Origin of the sequence: Bradyrhizobium sp. BRP23 (assembly GCF_020194135.1) — a bacterium.
GTDB classification, from domain to species: Bacteria; Pseudomonadota; Alphaproteobacteria; order Rhizobiales; family Xanthobacteraceae; genus Bradyrhizobium; species Bradyrhizobium yuanmingense.
This window is the reverse complement of sequence record NZ_JADYVW010000026.1, coordinates 1-17,382: the sequence shown is the minus strand read 5'-3', so window position 1 is coordinate 17,382 and position 17,382 is coordinate 1. Positions and strand designations below refer to the sequence as shown.

The 17,382-nt window shown below is 59.9% G+C and carries 13 protein-coding genes and 5 pseudogenes; 15 read left to right on the top strand and 3 right to left on the bottom strand.

The features are described from left to right. The first annotated feature begins 333 nt into the window (after positions 1-333). Together I6F24_RS35785 and I6F24_RS35780 are read left to right on the top strand one after the other, a co-directional pair. Positions 334-1,482: a RidA family protein gene (locus I6F24_RS35785; protein ID WP_225131222.1), complete on the top strand. Its 1,149-nt coding sequence runs from the start codon at positions 334-336 to the stop codon at positions 1,480-1,482. Between the two features lie 77 nt (positions 1,483-1,559). Beyond that, positions 1,560-2,810, top strand: a complete 1,251-nt coding sequence (locus I6F24_RS35780) for a serine hydrolase (protein WP_225131221.1) — start codon at positions 1,560-1,562, stop codon at positions 2,808-2,810. Between the two features lie 189 nt (positions 2,811-2,999). Here I6F24_RS35780 and I6F24_RS35775 read toward each other — a convergent pair whose 3' ends face one another. Further along, positions 3,000-3,560: a cupin domain-containing protein gene (locus I6F24_RS35775; RefSeq protein ID WP_225131220.1), complete on the bottom strand. Its 561-nt coding sequence runs from the start codon at positions 3,558-3,560 to the stop codon at positions 3,000-3,002. A 727-nt stretch (positions 3,561-4,287) separates the two neighbouring features. Between I6F24_RS35775 and I6F24_RS35770 the strand changes: the two genes are divergently transcribed. The 9 genes from I6F24_RS35770 to I6F24_RS35730 all read left to right on the top strand — a co-directional run bounded on the left by I6F24_RS35770 (position 4,288) and on the right by I6F24_RS35730 (position 14,835). Next, positions 4,288-5,259 carry a D-2-hydroxyacid dehydrogenase gene (locus tag I6F24_RS35770; RefSeq protein WP_225131219.1) on the top strand — a complete coding sequence of 324 codons (972 nt, stop codon included), beginning with the start codon at positions 4,288-4,290 and terminating at the stop codon, positions 5,257-5,259. A gap of 543 nt (positions 5,260-5,802) precedes the next feature. Then, positions 5,803-6,549 carry a class II aldolase/adducin family protein gene (locus tag I6F24_RS35765; protein WP_225131218.1) on the top strand — a complete coding sequence of 249 codons (747 nt, stop codon included), beginning with the start codon at positions 5,803-5,805 and terminating at the stop codon, positions 6,547-6,549. A 147-nt stretch (positions 6,550-6,696) separates the two neighbouring features. Further along, positions 6,697-7,938 carry a Rid family hydrolase gene (locus I6F24_RS35760; RefSeq protein ID WP_225131217.1) on the top strand — a complete coding sequence of 414 codons (1,242 nt, stop codon included), beginning with the start codon at positions 6,697-6,699 and terminating at the stop codon, positions 7,936-7,938. Positions 7,939-8,044: 106 nt separating this feature from the next. Continuing rightward, positions 8,045-8,428 (top strand): hypothetical protein, encoded by a 384-nt coding sequence (locus I6F24_RS35755; RefSeq protein WP_225131216.1) that lies wholly within the window; start codon positions 8,045-8,047, stop codon positions 8,426-8,428. A gap of 1,231 nt (positions 8,429-9,659) precedes the next feature. Next, on the top strand, positions 9,660-10,775 hold the full coding sequence (locus tag I6F24_RS35750; RefSeq protein ID WP_225131215.1) for an ABC transporter substrate-binding protein: 1,116 nt from the start codon (positions 9,660-9,662) through the stop codon (positions 10,773-10,775). 114 nt (positions 10,776-10,889) lie between these two features. Continuing rightward, positions 10,890-11,969, top strand: a complete 1,080-nt coding sequence (locus tag I6F24_RS35745; RefSeq protein ID WP_225131274.1) for an ABC transporter ATP-binding protein — start codon at positions 10,890-10,892, stop codon at positions 11,967-11,969. Positions 11,970-12,037: 68 nt separating this feature from the next. Then, positions 12,038-12,880 carry an ABC transporter permease gene (locus I6F24_RS35740; RefSeq protein ID WP_225131210.1) on the top strand — a complete coding sequence of 281 codons (843 nt, stop codon included), beginning with the start codon at positions 12,038-12,040 and terminating at the stop codon, positions 12,878-12,880. Beyond that, on the top strand, positions 12,877-13,668 hold the full coding sequence (locus tag I6F24_RS35735; protein ID WP_225131208.1) for an ABC transporter permease: 792 nt from the start codon (positions 12,877-12,879) through the stop codon (positions 13,666-13,668). The genes I6F24_RS35740 and I6F24_RS35735 overlap by 4 nt, the downstream gene beginning before the upstream one ends. A 345-nt stretch (positions 13,669-14,013) precedes the next feature. Further along, positions 14,014-14,835 (top strand): Crp/Fnr family transcriptional regulator, encoded by an 822-nt coding sequence (locus tag I6F24_RS35730; protein WP_225131206.1) that lies wholly within the window; start codon positions 14,014-14,016, stop codon positions 14,833-14,835. A 421-nt stretch (positions 14,836-15,256) separates the two neighbouring features. Here I6F24_RS35730 and I6F24_RS35725 read toward each other — a convergent pair. Beyond that, positions 15,257-15,420, bottom strand: a pseudogene (locus tag I6F24_RS35725) (IS66 family transposase); the annotation flags it as partial. 105 nt (positions 15,421-15,525) lie between these two features. Here I6F24_RS35725 and I6F24_RS35720 point away from each other — a divergent pair. The 4 genes and pseudogenes from I6F24_RS35720 to I6F24_RS35710 form a co-directional block, all read left to right on the top strand. Continuing rightward, a pseudogene (locus I6F24_RS35720) lies at positions 15,526-15,681 on the top strand (transposase); the annotation flags it as partial. Between the two features lie 236 nt (positions 15,682-15,917). Further along, a pseudogene (locus I6F24_RS37850) lies at positions 15,918-15,992 on the top strand (IS66 family insertion sequence element accessory protein TnpB); the annotation flags it as partial. Between the two features lie 56 nt (positions 15,993-16,048). Beyond that, complete coding sequence (tnpB, locus tag I6F24_RS37495; protein ID WP_346277235.1) at positions 16,049-16,264, top strand: IS66 family insertion sequence element accessory protein TnpB; 216 nt, start codon at positions 16,049-16,051, stop codon at positions 16,262-16,264. Positions 16,265-16,334: 70 nt separating this feature from the next. Continuing rightward, a pseudogene (locus I6F24_RS35710) lies at positions 16,335-16,649 on the top strand (transposase); the annotation flags it as partial. Here the strand turns inward: I6F24_RS35710 and I6F24_RS35705 are convergent. Continuing rightward, positions 16,646-17,260: pseudogene (locus I6F24_RS35705) on the bottom strand (IS5/IS1182 family transposase); the annotation flags it as partial. The pseudogenes I6F24_RS35710 and I6F24_RS35705 overlap by 4 nt on opposite strands. Positions 17,261-17,382 lie beyond the last annotated feature (122 nt).

Genomic DNA, 17,382 nt, shown 5'->3' with positions numbered 1-17,382 from the left:
GGATTTGTCACGGTTAGCCGAAATCGGCTGACCGTTAGTCCACGACCGTCGAGGATTCTGGCACGTCAATCTTCGGATAGGCCAAAGCTTGTGAACGAGTGCGATGTTCGATTTATGAAACGCTACCTTGAGTTTTCAACGAGTTGCTAGGCTAAAGAAAACGTCTTTTCAACGTTGAGGACGAAGGTAACCTGCTGTTACTACGGCGAGCTAATTCGCCAAAGCGTCAACGTCGCAGGCGAAACCGGTTGCAGATATATGGTAACGAGAGCGCCTCTCATCTGGACTCTGCCAATTGCGCATACCCACTGTTTGTCGGGTAGCGCAGGCGCATTGAGTTTCGTTGGCGGCGCAGGTGATTTTGACGCGGCGGGACGGATTCGCAATCCGGATGACTTCGACAAGCAGATCGAAGGCACGATGGCGAACTTGGCAGAGGCACTTGCTAGCGAAGCCTGCACGTTCGACGACGTGGTGCGGCTAAAGGCGCACTACACCGCCGAACGCGACGATTGGGAGGTGATTGCGGCGCTGGCCCGTTTCTTTAAGGCGGACCCATGCCAGCGATCAGTACGATCCCGGAGCCCTTGCAGCCCTTCTCCGGCCAAACTATACAAATTCAAGCTATTGCCCAGCGCGGCTGGCGGACGCATCCCGAAGTCCGAGCGCTCCCGCGCCCCGTACCGCCTCAGAGGCAAGCGCTATTCGGTGAGCGAGCGGTCCCTGGGGGCTTGCGCGGGCGAGTTCATTGCCGTTGCGAACCGCGCAGCCGAGGATGTAGACGGCGTGGTGGGACAGCCAGATGACGGCGTGGCTCAGAGCCACTTCATCATAGAGAAACACGCGGAGACACTGGCCGCACTCGGCGCCTCCTTTCAGGATTGCGTCAAACTGGAGGGTTACTACTTCGGCAACACACGCGAGCAATGGGCGCCGCTTTCCAAGGCGCGGGCGAGTCATTTTCGCGAGCCGGGTCCCGCCGGGACCGTGGTCCCCTGCCACCGGCTCAATCCAAAGGGCGCCTTGACCAAGGTCGAGGTCCTGGCCATGCGCGAGCTGCGCAACGGCTGCGACAAATACATCCCGCGCGAGGACCATTGGCCCGCACGCGTTTGGGACTGGACCTACCCCACACCTTGCCGTCAAGCTATCCGGTTGCGAAATACCGTGTGGCTTGGTGGCCAAGTGCCCTCGGAGCCTTACTGCAATAAGGGGCACTCCGTCATGGAGGGGCAGCTCATGCCGCAGACCCGCGTCACCATGAGTTATATCCAGAACCTCCTGCGGGCGTTCGGCCGGTCACTCGCGGACCTGAAGCTCATGGTCTGCTACTTCACCGAGACGATTGCCTTCGCCAAGACCCTCGCGGATTGCGTGGGCGGAGCGCTTCCACCTATGACGGCTCGTGCTGAAGCCAATGATGCACAATCCCAAGACTACCGTGGAGATTTGGGGCGTCGCTCAAGGTTGACGGCACTTTGATCTGCAAATGGGGGAGAGATTATGAGAGAACTCGAATTGGGTGTCCTTCTCGAAACGCTTTGGAAGGGACGTAGTCGATGAGCTTTCTCGAATTCGACGGAAAACGCTTTCTCGATGGCCGCGCGTCCGATCCGCGCGAACTCTGCTGGATGCGCGGTGCGCCGCCGCCAGCAGACAAGTGCATCACATTCGAGAGCGGCACGTTTTTCGATTTCCCGCAGATCCGTTGGTCGCTGTCGCATAGGCGCGAGCTTGCGGCGAGTGTCAACGTGTGGCGCGGGCGGGGCGGGCCGTCGCCGCTCGATCGCAGCGACAAGGCCGCGAACATTGAGGCGCTGACCTTCGCCGATAAGGACGGCCGCACCCGCCGCTTCGACGAGGCGCTGTTCGACACCTACTGCGACGGCATCGTGGTGCTGCATCGCGGGCGCATTGTGTATGAGCGCTACTTCGGGGCGCTCGAGCCACAGTTGGCGCATGCGTGCTTCTCGGTCACGAAGTCGTACGCTGGTACCCTCGCCGCCGCGCTCGTCCACGAGGGCGTGCTCGATGATGGGAAGGCAATCCCACATTACCTACCGGAGCTCCGGGGGACTGCTTGGGGTGATGCCACGCTGCGTCAGGTGATGGATATGCAGACTGGTCTGGCATACACCGAGATCTACGACGACGAGCGCTCCGGCGTTCGGGCGTATTCGCGCGCCTGTGGTGGGCGACCACGGCCGGTCGGTTACGACGGGCCGCGGACATTATGCGACTACCTGCGCACCATGAAGAAGGAGGGGGCACACGGCCACGAGTTCGCGTATAAGACCGTCAACACGGACGTAATGGCTTGGGTGATGGCGCGCGTGACCGGCCGCTCGTTCGCACAGCTGCTGCACGAGCGCCTGTGGGCGCCACTGGGCTGCGAGGAGGATGGCTACGTCCTTGTCGACCCGGTTGGCACGCCGCTGGTCGGCGGCGGGCTGAACGCGACCCTGCGCGACCTCGCGCGCTTTGGCGAGCTCATGCGTCGCGAAGGCGACTGGCACGGAAAGCAGCTCATTCCCGCCTCCGTCGTGCACGAGGTGCGAAAGGGCGATGACCCGGACAAATTCCACTACGCGTGGTTACCAGGCTATTCGTATCGGAGCATGTGGTGGGTGAGCCACAATGAGCTGGACGCCTTCGAAGCCAAGGGCATCCACGGCCAGCGCCTCTATGTCGCGCCGAAGGCGGAGATGGTGGTCGCGCGATTCGCGTCACACCCGGTGGCATCGAGTATCGCCAATGACCCGATCACTTTGCCTCAGATGCTGGCATTGGGGCGGTTACTGCGCACATAGCTGCAAAGATGCGCCGTTTCTATTTCGCCAAATCTGGTGGATCGCAAGATCGCAATGAAGCGATCCACATGTCGTCCGCGCCTCGATGCTATCTTCACGTTTCGAAGCAAACTCACACCTTAGAAATCTCTTGCGCACCCCCCTTCAGTACGGCGCGTTATCAACTCTTGCCTGATCAGCTCTCGTTCACTAGACCGTTGGCGGCGCGCACGCACTCACTACTTCACATATTTCTTTGCCGATACACCTAAACCGGTGTGGTCGGCGGCTGGAGAAGTAGTAAGCGTCGCCAGGGCATAGCACGCGCCTTTGATCGTCAACTGTGACCTCCAAACGTCCACTAATGACAATTCCGCCTTCTTCACCATCATGAGTAAGGCACACTTTCCCTGTGTCGGAGCCAGGCTTGTACGTCTCCTGCAGAATCTGGACTGATCGACCAACCATGGTGCTGCCAACCTGGAGAAGGGAGACTCCGCCCTTGCCGATCTCGGTCAGGTCATTCTTCTTAAAAAAGATCTGTTCCCTTCTCTCGTCCGGTTGCGAAAAAAATTGTGCCAAACTGATCGGAATGGCTTCCAAGATACGCTTCAAGGCGCCCACGGACGGATTTGTCTGCCCTGATTCGATCAAAGATATGGTTGAGTTGACTACTCCGGCCCGCCTTGCCAGCGCACGCTGTGAAAGGCCGTTGCGCAGCCTGACGTGACGCAGCCGAGCCCCGATGTTTTCATTTGCGCCGTCGGTCATCGGCGGCCCCTCCAACGCTTTGCTCTCCGGCGCGCTTCATCCGACATCTTCAACGGCGGCTGCCGCCGCGCACGTCATGAGCCAACTCTAGCCACGCTTTGAGGCTGAATTCCCCAACATTGGGCCATAATCGCCGTAATTGTGCGTCTGACCGATCGATTGTGGCGTTTTCCCTCGCGCCGATAGTCTGGAATCTGTCTTCAGTTGAGGCCGAACGACGCCGCTTACGCTGGCGGCAAACTTCAGACTCTTATCATAGCGCTTAATCGATATCGACGAGCCATCGATGACGTGGCCATCACGATGTGTCGGCTGGCCCACACCATCGGCCGCCCACCAGGAGGGCGGTAAAGGATGAGGACGGTTTGCGGGAGGTAGCCAGGGGCCCAGGATCCGACGCCCGAGGCTAATCGGAGATCCGTCGGGCCGAAAATTGGCAATCCCGTTGCAGGGCACCAACATCAGCGCGGCTTCGGGGCCGTGCGCTGTCGAGTGCGGTGTTCGATTTAGAAAACACCAGCAATGATATTCAATGACTTACGATATCAAAGAAAACGTCTATTCAAGGACAGTGGCCATGATAGTCCTGTCGCGCAATGTGGCGTGACGCGATCCGCACACTCTCGTGGCTGATAGTGTTTATGGGGCGCCACAATGCCGGGGTTCAGTTGTTGCTCCTGCAATGCCGCGGGTTTAATCCAAGAAATTTGATCAAGGTCCAACTACAATGTCATCAACGTCTGCGGCTGAAAATGTCGTCACAGTCCTCCTCTATGCCTTTGCCGGTGATGATTATGCGGCCTCGATTCACAAGCGTTTTTCCCATGTTCGCGTGTTGATCGCGAAAGATCAGGCGTCGCTTGATCAGCACGTGGCGGAGGCAGATGTTCTCCTCGCCCACAGTTTTCCTGCCGAGATCTTTGACAAAGCGCGGCGGCTGCGCTGGTTCCAATGCGCCAGCGCGGGCGTTGACTCAGTCTTATCGATCCGCGACCGCGTCGGCGACCTCGTCGTCACCAATGTCCGCGGTATGCACGGCGAAGTCATCGCGGACTTTGTCATGGCGGGCATGACCATGATGCACTGGGACTTCCCGCGGTTCATGCGGGAGCAATCTCGCAAGGAATGGCGTCCACGATCGATCGCACCGCTCGCGGAACGGACGCTTGGTGTTGTCGGGCTCGGATCGATCGGTACAGCCATCGCTCGCCGAGCCAAGAGTGCGGGCATGACTGTGATCGGCTCGAAGCGTGATGTGACCCAGCCGGTTTCAGGCATCGACACGCTTTTCCCGCCGGAGGGGCTCGCCGAGGTCCTGGGGCTCTCCGACTTCGTCGTCCTTGCTGTTCCACACGTTTCGGAAACCACCAGGCTTATCGGTCGCAAGGAGCTGCAGCTCATGCGCCGCACGGCGTTTCTGATCAATATCGCTCGCGGTTCGGTGATTGCGGAAAACGAGCTCGTCGAGGCGCTTCAGGGGGGCACGATCGCCGGAGCTCTCCTCGACGTATTCGAGCGGGAACCACTTCCGGTGGACAGTCCTCTATGGACGATGCCGAACGTCATCGTCACTCCCCATGTTGCCGGTTGGCTGAGCGACTACAACGCTCGCGCATTGGAGATCTTCAACGACAACCTGCAGCGTTTCCTCGACAGAAAGCCGTTGCGTAACGTAGTCGACCTGAAGCGTGGCTACTGATCGGCGCGCTTGTGCTTTGAGGCTGTCATGACGTGGTTCTGATCTACACTCAGTTATCGGCACGGGTGCCTGGCAACGGACATCCTTCATGAAGGAATTGACGGCGCTTGCAGCCGCTCGTCAGTTGCGCAACGCCAACTCACGAGTCAGACCCTTACACGCTTCTTTGTTTGAGAACTATGAGCAGCGCGCGACACTGGACGCCTACGAAAAAAGGCCTTGCGCGCGCTCATGATGCTCGATTGGCGTGAGTCACTCTGTTCGGGGATTACGATGTATTCCTGGTACCTGCCGCGGCTGGCAAAGCGCCAGAAGGTTTGGGCAACACCGTCGACGCCCGCTTCAACGGAGCTTGGACGATGCTGCGCTTGCCTTGCCTAACTCTGCCAGTGGGCCGGCGTCCTGCGGACCTGCCTATCGAATTACAACTGGTCGCCGCGCGAGGCGACGATGCTACGTTGCTGCGCGCTGCCACCTTCGCCGAAGCGTGCCAAGCGGGTTAGGGGGCAGCGCACAATGGATGGACATTAGGGAGGACGAGACATGCGTACCGTTGATACTCGGGAATGGGAGATCCGCTGCGATCTGGCTGCGGCTTACCGTTTGATAGCCCATTTTGGCATGGACGACCTGATCTTCACTCATTTATCGGCGCGTCTGCCTGGCAAGGAACATCGTTTCCTGCTCAATCCGTATGGCATGATGTTCGATGAAATCACCGCCTCGAGCCTCGTGGTCGTCGACCCCGAAGGACACGCCGTCGAGAAGGCGGAGGTGTCCGAGATCAATAGCGCAGGATTCACCATCCATTCAGCCGTGCACATGAATCGCCATAATGCCCAGTGTGTCATGCACACACATACCCTGGCCGGCATGGCCGTGGCAGCGCAGGACCAAGGGCTGCTGCCGTTGAACCAAATATCGATGGAGCTCTTTGGCCGTGTTGCCTATCACGACTTTGAAGGCATTGCGGATGACCTGGAGGAGCGTGAACGGCTGGCGCGTGATCTCGGCGACAAGGACGCAATGATCCTCAAGCATCATGGCTTGCTCACGGTTGGGCGTAGCGTGGCTGAAGCGTTCTTTAATATGTACTACTTGGACCAATCCTGCCGCATCCAGATCGCAGCTACACAGGGCGGACAAAAAGTTTCCTTGCCGCCCGATGAAGTCGTCGCGCACACGATGGAGCAGAGCAATCGCTATCGCGAGAGTCCGACCTTTGCCTCCCGCACGTGGGCAGCACTCAAACGACGCCTCGATCGTATCAGCCCTGGGTACGGGACCTAATGGTCCGGCACGTGCGCGCCTGAAGCACAGAGAGTAGTGTACGTTGCACCGCGGAATATTCTTGGTCGTTTGGTCGGTGCTTCCGCGGTGGTGCGGCCTCAACGGGTGCGACCGTGACTTCGATTTACAGTTGAAATGAGGGACGACATGACTGCATCGACCATCTGGCATCTGCCGATCGCGGACACCCATAATCTGTCCGCCAGCGCGGGCGCGTTGAGCTTCGTCGGCGGCGCGGCTGACTTCGATACAGCCGGACGGATTCTCAATCCGGGCGACCTCAACAAGCAGATCGAGGGCGCGGTGACCAACATGGCGGAGGCGCTCGCCAGCGAATCCTGCACGCTTGACGACGTGGTCCGACTCAAAGCGCATTACACTGCTGATTGCGATGATTGGGAGGTGATCGCGGCACTGGCCCGCTTCTTCAAGGCAGACCCCATGCCGGCCATCAGCACGGTGCCTGAACCCTTGCAGCCGTTTTCCGGCCAGACGATCCAGATACAGGCCATCGCTCAGCGCGGGTGGCGGACGCACTCCGATGTCCGGGCGGTGCCGCGACCGGTGCCACCGCAGAGGCAGGCGCTGTTCGGCGACCGAGCGATTACCGCGGGCTTGCGCGCGGGCGAGTTCATCGCAGTTGCCAACCGCACGGCGGAGGACACCGACGGCGTTGTGCGCCATCCGGACGACGGCGTGGCCCAGAGCCACTTCATCATGGAGAGGCACGCGGAGACGCTGGCTGCGCTCGGCGCCTCTTTCCAAGACTGCGTCAAGCTGGAGGGTTATTATTTCGGCACAAAGCGCGAGGACTGGGCGCCGCTCGCCAAGGCGCGGGCGACCCACTTTCGCGAGCCTGGGCCGGCCGGTACTGTGGTTCCCTGCCACCGTCTTAATCCAAAGGGCGCCCTGACCAAGGTCGAAGTTATGGCCATGCGCGAACTGTGGAACGGCCGCGACAAATACATCCCGCGCGAGGACCATTGGCCCAAGCGCGTGTGGGACTGGGCGATCCCTGCGGGCTTTCACGGTTGGCCGTACCGCCAAGCCATCCGATTGCGCGATACTGTGTGGCTCGGTGGACAGGTGCCCTTGCGTCCCTACAGCAACACGGGTGGGTGTGTTATGGAAGGCCAGCTCATACCGCAGACCCGCTTCACCATGAGCTATATCGAAGACCTCCTCCGCCCCTTCGGCCGGAGGCCTGCGGATTTGAAGCTTATGGTCTGCTACTTCACCTCGACGGGTACTGAGGCCGAAACGATGGCTTTTGCCAAGACTCTCGCCGATTGCGTGGGTGGCGCGCTTCCGCCCATGACGCTCGTACCAAAGCCCATGATGCACAGCCCCAACACCACTGTGGAGATTTGGGGCGTGGCGCAAGGTTGAGGGTGCTTCGATCCGCTGGGCTACGCGACCTGCTGCCAGCGATGATCGTGGGCCTTACCAGTCATTCGTTGCGCATAATAATTAACCAAGTCATCACGAGGAAAGCATGAAGGCCTTCACGAAGATTATCCTGTTCACCGACAAGGACGGCCGCGCGCGCTTTCGCGAAGAAACGATAGATCTCTCCGAAGGCACGTCGCAAATGCAGCTGTCGGCACGACTTCCGTGCAGCGGTTATCAGGTCCGCCAGAGTCCCGTGGGTTTTGCCTGGAGCTTTCATTGCTCCGGCAGCCCGTTATGGGTCTTCATTCTTAGAGGGCAAATGGAGATCACTCTGCAGGATGGGAGCTCGCGCGTTTTCAAACCTGGCGATTGCTTTTACGCGGCCGACACGCTGCCCGCCGGCGCGACTTTCAATGAGAAAGTGCATGGGCACTCGACACGTCAGGTCGGCTCCGATCCGCTGATCACTATGTTCGTGCACGATTGAGCCAATCTCTTTTGGAAGTCGATCTGCTCTGTATTGTCGCTGATAATCTCAGGTAGGCCACCACAGTAGTGGCGCGTACACTGGTCTGTACGCGGTTCTTCACGCCTGCGGCCCCAGGATCCCGCTGTGCGTTGATCCATAAGTGGCCGTGAAAATTCGCATGTCGACAGCTTGGGATGCAGCGTGACCACAGCTATTGGCGAAGTGCCTCGTCAAGAGCCTTGCAGTCGAGACCGTCAACGCAGTGCGAGGGCCGCGCTGGATTCAAGGCGGTAGCGCAGGCGTCAACTCGGTCTGGTCGATGCGATAGCTCGGCAAGTGAGGCCGAGTGCAGTCACTCGTTGAGGGCGGATGTCGCGCAATCGGGCCGCCAAGCAGTTTTGGGGTAGCGATCAGTATTGCTATCGGTCGGCTGGATGCAGCGGGTCGAGGAGCTCCTGGCCGGATGGGCGGTCACAAGCCGAGGGCGGTTTCGGTAGAGCACGCAGTCTGGGCTTAGCGGGCGAAGTATCAAGGTCGCGTCGAAGCTGAGCGGCCGGCCCTCATCGACGAGATTGGACCCGGCCCGACGTGGGTCCGCTGCGGGGGCTCCGCGCGGCACAGACTTCCGGCCAAGGTTCTCCACGGCGCCGCTGGAAGACCATGACCTCCCTGGCGGCCCTGCGTCACGACCGCATCGATGCGCCATGGTTCATCGAGACGCGGTCTGCGCCGCGATCGGTCACGCACTGGAAGCTTTCACCTCCGAGGAATGAGCCAACTACCTCAGGCTATCGAACTTAATGCCATCACGCTCTAAAAACCAAGTTTGTGTACTTTAAGCGCAGGGCACAGTCGTTTGCGTTGTTCGTTTTAGAAAACATAGCTCGATATTCCTCAATGATTTAGGGCATCGAAGAAAACGTCTGTTCAATTGTTCCCGCATTGATAGTCTTGGCGCGAGATGGCGTTCAGCGCTCTCCAAAAAACAATCCAAATGGCAGGGGGAATACCAAGACAATCTCACTTAATTTGATTCGTGAGGTGCATCCGACCGGGGGCGCCGCGCGCATGGGCGAGTCTGTGAAGCAATGGGCGAGGGCGACTACCTCATCCATGCCCGACGTGAGTCGCCGCGCATCCCTGAGATGGAGCGGGCTAATGCGGCGGTGCAGGACCTCAGCCTGATACGCATTGACTACGATACAAGCACTTTCGCCACAACCTTCTTTACTTCATGAGGGACGAGCCCATGCGCAAAGACCGCTCTCGACTGCTTCTCAATCGCCGCCGCGCTGTCGGCCTGATCACCGCCGGACTCGCGACACCTTTCATCATCCGCTCGGCAGATGCCCAACCGGCCTGGCCCGAGCAGACGACGGTCCCGGATGTCCTCAAGGGCTCGGGAGAACTCCGCGTCGCCAACTACGGTGGCACGGCGCATGAGGCACAGCAGAAGGCATATTTCGAGCCATTCGAGAGAGCGACAGGCATTCAGGTTCGCGCGTTTCCCAGCGCTGATACAACCAAAGTCAAGGCGATGGTCGATACGGGCAATCTCGAATGGGATCTCATACACACCAGCCGCAGCGGGATCATGAGGCTGACGAAGACCGGCGACTATTTCGAGAGGATCGACTACTCGCTGATCGATGACGGCGTGGGCAAAGAGTACCGCTTCGAATATGGGGTGGATATGCTGGTGTGGGCCAACGTGATGGCCTACCGCACCGACGCGTTCAATGGTGCCGCACCTGCAAACTGGGAGGATTTCTGGGACACCAAGAAGTTCCCGGGCGATCGGGCCATGTACGGCATCGGGGCTGGTATGAATCCCGAGATGGAATGCGCGCTGATGGCAGCCGGGGTGCCGGCCGACAAGCTCTATCCGCTCGACGTCGACAAGGCACTGGCAAGCTACGACAAGATCAGGAAGAGCGTGGTCAAGTGGTGGGAGACTGGCGCCCAGCCGCCGCAGATGCTGACGGACCGGGAGGTTGTCATGACCACGGTTTGGAACGGTCGCATGGCGGCGTTGCAGGAGCAAGGCCTACCTGTGGCGATTTGCTGGAATCAAGGACTGGCCATGCGCGATGCTTGGGGCATCCTCAAGGGCGCCAAGAATAAGGTGAATGCCATGAAATTCGTGGCCTATTCGACCATGGCGATCCCGCAGGCGCGCTTCGCGCTCGCGATTCCCTACGGCTCGGTCAACGAAGGGTCCAACAAGTACATCCCACCCGAGCGCCTAAAGGTGCTGCCGAGTGCGCCGGACATCAAGAAGCAACTCGTGCCCTACGACTTCGACTGGTGGACCGACAACCGCGAGATGGCTCGAGCCAAGTTCACCAAGTGGATGCTGGGCTGATGCGCCGATTGCCCGTCCCGAGCGTGTCGAGGGGCTTAGGGCCAAACCCAAAAGCTATTAGATTCTATGGAGCGTGAGTTAATGCCTTTGACTTTGCCTCAGGACGGCAGTTGTATGCGCGGCGCGTCGGTGTCGCTGACCGATCTGAAGAAGAGTTATGGAGGTGTCGCGGCCGTGGCCGGCGTGTCCATCGACGTTCGTTCCGGCGAATTCCTCACTTTGTTGGGCCCTAGCGGCTCGGGCAAGACCACGACGCTCATGATGATCGCGGGCTTTCAGAATCCCAACGCAGGCGACATCTCCATTGACGGGGTCTCGGTGGTCGCCATGCCACCCTATCGCCGCAACATCGGCATGGTATTCCAAAATTATGCCCTCTTCCCGCACCTGACCGTAGCCGAAAATATCGGATTTCCGCTGAAGCAGCGCGGTGTCCCGAAGGCGGAGCGAGCTAGGCTGGTGGGGGAGGCACTCGAGTTGGTGCACCTGCCGGACTATGGCGGGCGCTATCCGCGTCAGCTCTCCGGCGGTCAGCAGCAGCGTGTGGCGGTAGCGCGGGCGATTGTGTTCAAGCCGCGGCTGCTTTTGATGGACGAGCCGCTGGGTGCACTCGACAAGCAGCTGCGCGAAAATCTGCAGTCCGAGATGCGACGCCTGCACGCTGAACTAGGCGTCACCTGCATCTTGGTCACGCACGATCAGGACGAGGCGCTCACCATGTCCGACCGCATCGCCGTCATGAACGATGGCAAAGTGGCGCAGATCGGGCGTCCGGAGGATCTCTACGACCGCCCCAACAATCGCTTTGTGGCGGGCTTCATCGGCCAGTCCAACTTCTTGCCGGCCGTCGTATGCGGTTTGGAGAACGGCGTCGTCGTGGCCAAGTGCGAAGACGTGTTGGTGCGGGCCGTGACTTCACTGCGTCCGACAATCGGCGCTGAAGTCGCTCTGACCATCCGGCCCGAGCGTTTGCGTTTCGCCGACGGGCTTGTCGCACCCGGACCAGACGTCAACCGCATGAGTGTTACCGTGACCGAAGCCGTGTTCGCTGGCGAGCGCTGCCGCTACCAGCTGAAGTCCGACGACCGGACCATTCTAGTACTTAAGGAAGCATCGAGTGCGGCCATACGCCGCCGAGCCGTTGGCCAGCGCGCAGAAATTGCTTGGTCGGTCGCGGACACGATCCTTGTGTAGGGCGAGCTATGTCTGAGGCGATCACAACACTATTCTCAGCCCGTTCGGTAAGCCAAAGAGAATTGTCTGTGTGGAATCGTGCGCGCTCATGCATCATTCCGCTGCTGCTTGCCGCGCCGCTGCTGGTCTACATGGTGGTGTTCTATGCCGTACCCGTCGTATCGATGCTGCTGCGCAGCCTCAACGATCCTAGCTGGTCTCTGGATCACTATGCGGCGCTGCTGGGTGACGTCATCTTCCTCAAGGTCTTCTGGATCACGCTCAGCACGTCGTTTTCGGTCACGCTCAGCACGCTCGTGCTGGCTTATCCGGTGGCGCTTGCGTTGTCACGCGCGCGCTCGAGTGCACCTCTCATTCTGATCGTGATCCTGCTGCCGTTCTGGACGTCGGTGCTGGTGCGCAGTTACGCCTGGATGGTGCTGCTGGGCCGGCATGGTCTGATCAATGAAGCCTTACTGGCGCTTGGTTTGGTTGAAGAACCGATCCGGCTACTCAACACGACCTTCGCAACCGAAATCGCTATGACGCACATCATGCTGCCGTACATGATCCTGCCGATCGCGAACGCCCTGCGACAGATCGACCCCTCACTGGCGCTCGCCGCCTCGGGCCTGGGCGCCACGCCATGGAACACCTTCCGAGAGGTCATCTTGCCCCTGTCCATGCCGGGCGTGGCCGTCGGCGTACTGCTGGTGTTCGTGCTGGCGCTCGGGTTCTACATTACGCCCGCCATGGTGGGCGACGCGCGCGAGATCACCCTCTCGATGCTAATCGCCAACGAGGTCGACCAGCTCAATTGGGGATATGCGGCGACGCTATCTACCGTGCTGCTCGCGACCGCGCTCGGCCTGATCGCCCTTGTACAGCTCCTGCCCGGGGTGGGCAGCGCCTTCAGGATGAACCTCCAATGACTGCCTTCCGCCTCTTGCCTACGTTGATAGTCGGCCTGATCCTGCTGTTCCTCGCCTTTCCGATCATAGTGGTTTTCGTCCTGTCCTTCTCGTCGGCGAACTACCTCACTTTCCCACCACCCGGCTTTGGATTCAGATGGTACATCGTCTACTTTGGCAGCGTCGACTGGCTGCGCGCAACTTGGATCAGCCTCTGGGTGGCGACAGCCGTGGTGGGGCTGTCGACGACGCTCGGCACGCTCGCCGCGGTCGGCATCACCCGCTTGCCGCGGGCGCTTCGGGTCCTCGCGGCCGGCCTCATCCTGTCGCCACTGATCGTGCCCGTGATAGTTGTTGCGATCGGCATCTACTACGCTTTCTCCCGCTACGGGCTGGTCGGCACGCCGGCGGCGATCATGCTGGCGCACACCTGCCTTGCTGTGCCGTTTGTCGTCACCAGCGTAAGCGCCAGCCTATCCGGCATCGATCCTAGACTTGAGCAGGCAGCGTTGAGCCTCGGCGCGACGCCAAGCAGTACGTTCTGGCAAATAACGTTGCCGCTGATCCGGCCAGGCATCCTTGTCGGCGGGCTGTTCGCGTTCATCACCTCATTCGATGAAGTGGTCGTGTCCCTGTTTCTGTCAGGATCAGGTGCCGTCACGTTGCCACGCCGCATGTGGGACGATCTTCGCTTCCAGATTGAGCCTACGATAGCGGCCGTGTCGACTATCACGGTTGTTCTGACGGCATCGCTACTTGCAAGCGCTCACATTCTGCGCAAGCGCACCGAGCAACTGCGAACTGTCTGAAGAATGGGCGAGGACATGTGAACCGGCCCGGGTTTGCCGGAGGCCATTGGTTTAAGTTATGCTGCCATGGCCGGTTGTTCCAGCATGGCGTAGCAGCGTTGCTCACGCAAAAAATGTACTGAGCTCCCTCTCTAGTAACGATATGCCAGGAGATGGGTGCAGGTATGTGCGACCGGGGTTCGTCGGAATGAATCGACGGAGGCTGTTCTGTCGCAGGATTTCTTCGTCGAAAGGCGTCTCATTGCACGAAGAGGGAGTGCCGTCTCGCTAGACTGAGAATCAATAGTTCGTGAAGGTCGAACCGGTTGACTTAGTAATCTTCCTAACAAAGAGGCGGACCGCAGCATGGCCGACCAAGTTCTTGCCGTCCTCGACGCGCTTGATGGGCGCAGCGCTGCGGTTCTCACGCGGACCTCTGATGCACATCGTTGGCCCGGTGCCGTCCGCTCTAGTGCACGGCGCTTTCTCAAAAACGAGATTCTGGCGAGGATTTCGCTTCAAGAGCTCGCGGCAATAGGAGAATTCCTCGAGCCGATTGTTTTAAAAGAGCGGATGGTGCTGCAAGAGCCGAAAAGGCCACTCGATCATGTCTATTTTATAGAGTCCGGACTTGTCTCGCTCAGAATAGTTGCCGCCGGAAGCGTTCTTGAAACAGCGGTGATAGGACACTGCGGAGCTATCGGCGCTTCGCTCTTATTCGGACCGCATCTTGCGACTCATCAATCTGTTGTACTTTTTCCGGGCAGCGCGCACAGAATTGGTGTCGAGGATCTGCGACGCGTGATGCATGATCACTCTGAAATTCGAGAACATCTTCTCCGGTACGTCCATGCGTTGGACTTGCATTGCGCTCAGAGCGGGTTGTGCGGCGTGCGCCACGATCGGGAGAAACGGCTCGCGTGCTGGCTGTGTTTGGCGAGTGATGCCCTCGATGCTAATGTGCTTCCGGTTACGCATGATTACCTTTCTTCCGTCTTGGCACTGCGCCGCGCTGGGGTAACGGAAACCCTAATCCGATTCGAAGAACAAAAACTGATCCGCAAAACTCGCGGCGTGCTGCGGATTGAAGAACGTTCGTGCCTCGAGCAAAGGGCATGCGGTTGTTACAAGCTTATTTCAGCCGCCTACGCCTCAACCGAACCCGCAATGTCAGCCACCAACCCATAGCGCCAGGTGACGAACGGCGCGACGTTGGGTGTGGGCTACTATTTCTAGCGAGAGTATGCCGACCCGCGTGTCGCGTGTTCGGTTCGACACGGAGTGCTCCGCGTTGCCGGTACTCCAGAGTGTGGGGCGATTATCCAGAGTTTTGCGCCGTGACGACAATGCTGAAGCGGCGCCTCCCACGCAACGCAAGGTGCAGCTCATTGCGATCGCCCAAGCGGCTTGGGTTCGCAATGTATTCGTACAGTATACAATACGATTGACTTTTCAGAGGGCAAATCATCGTCGCCAATGCGCTTCGCGTCTTCCGGCGTGCGCATGGCGCGACGCCTATGTCTTACAAGCCGCGTGTTCGTTTTTCGCTTGTCAGTAGGTGCATCGTTCCTTCCGACCTTTTCCGAGGCATCGCACATGCGCGCCGCTGGGGGCGGCTCAGCGTCTGTCGCACGCTCAGACGCCCTTCGGGGCTCTTGCCATTATGGAGCGTTCAATCTCGAACAGCGCATCAATCCGCCTCACGACCTCGATCGCAATCGGAGAGAGCAGGATTTCCTTCTTTCCGGCGCCCTTGCGCCGCGCATTCTCTTGTCGGCATGGCAAAGAAGAGTATCCCTCCGGCGGCGGCCGCCTTGTGTCGTTTGAGAGGCGGCCCAAGAATTTGACCTTAAATCTAGCGTTAAGGTCACGTGGCGAATGCAAGTCAATGTGTTGGGCGCCGAGCGTCGGCGGCGATGGAGTTACGACGAGAAGGTTCGCCTTGTCGAAGAGACCTTGCAGGCTGGCGAGACGGTCTGCGGCGTCGCGCGCCGGCACGGGGTGGCTCACAGCCTGCTGTTCACCTGGCGTCGACAAGCGCGCCAGGGTCGACTGGGCGGTGATGCCGTGCTAGCTCTCATTCCCGTCGAGATCACGCCCGTGGCGGCTCCGATCTCGAGCGAGGCGCCACAACCAGTGGCTTCACCGCCTGCGCAGCGCGCAAGGGCTGGAATCATTGAAATCGAGCTTGGCGGCGGCTGTCGCGTTCGCGTTGACCGTGACGTGGACGGCGAGGCCCTGCAGCGAGTACTTGAGCTGCTGCGGCGACGATGATCCCGATTCCGAGCGGCGTCAGGGTTTGGATCGCCACTGGCCACACCGACATGCGTCGCGGCATGCAAAGCCTGGCTCTTACGGTTCAAGAGAGCTTGAAGCGCGATCCCATGCCGGCGAACTCTATATCTTCCGGGGCCGCCGCGGTGACCTCGTCAAGATTCTTTGGCACGACGGGCTGGGCATGTCGCTCTACGCCAAGCGCCTTGATCGTGGCAAGTTCATCTGGCCGTCGGCGTCGGCCGGCGCGGTATCGATCTCAGCGGCGCAGATGGCTTATATGCTGGAGGGCATCGACTGGCGGAATCCGCAACTAAGCTGGCGGCCGCAAAGTGTGGGCTGAGCGAAGAAATCTGCGGTTGCTGCCATTTTCGGGAGTCCCATCGCGTCCAATCTGTGATTCACTGCGTCGCATGGATGCCGACCGCGACGCTGTTCCGGATGACATTGCCGTCCTGAAGGAGGCGCTGGCGGTCGAGCGCGCGAAGGGTTTGGAGATAGCCGCCGAGCTCGCGGTCGCCCGCGCGAAAGCGTCGGAAGACGAAGCGCTGATCGCCCAGCAGCAGTTGCAGATCGCCAAGCTGAAACATCAGATCTATGGGCAACGGTCGGAACGTTCGGCGCGGCTGATGGAGCAGTTGGCGCTGACGTTCGAAGAGCTGGAAGCCGACGCCACCGAGGACGAACTGGCGGCCGAACGAGCCGTGGCGAAGACGACGACGGTGCGCTGCGGGTGGTTGTGACCGCGATATCCTTTGTCGACGTGGATACCGCGAGCCTCCACCCCGGTGAGCTTCTCCATGTCGGCGATTACGGGACCGAGCGTGTGCCCATCGAAGGGATTGCCATGCAGCGCCTTGGCATGGAGCACGAACTGGCCGCCCTTCGGAGACGTCACAGGGGTGGCGATGCTGACCTTACAGCCGAACTCGTAGGGGGCGCGGGCTTTACCCTTGCCGATGCACTCAACCTCCGGAGCATGTAACGCATAGACCTTCGGACCGCGCTGATGCTGATCCTGGCTGCGCACCTGCTGCGCTAAACCCAGCAACGGGCCGAAGCGAGCTTCCAGTACCGTATCGCCATCAATCTTGCGGCGGACGTCGCGGATGATCCGGCCAAGCCGTGTCCGCAGGAACTTGAGCTGCCGCCGGGCGCGTTTGAACTGGTGGGCGTGGGTATAGCGGCCGGTCATGATGGCGGCGCGCTTGGCCAAGCGCAAATAGCTCTGGCGTAGCGGCACACGGTTGCGCTTGGCGAGCCCGACCAGCTTGATGATTGCTCGATGCAGCAGCCGCGCGTCAGTCGGATGCGCGACCGCCTTGGGCTGCACCGTGGTATGTGCGCCATGACGGCGCGAAGAAGGAGGTTGAGTATGTAGACCATCTTCCGAGCAGCCTTGCTGCGCAAGAGATGAGGGCAGGCCCCTCGGACTCGGATTGCAGGATCAGAGTCCAAACC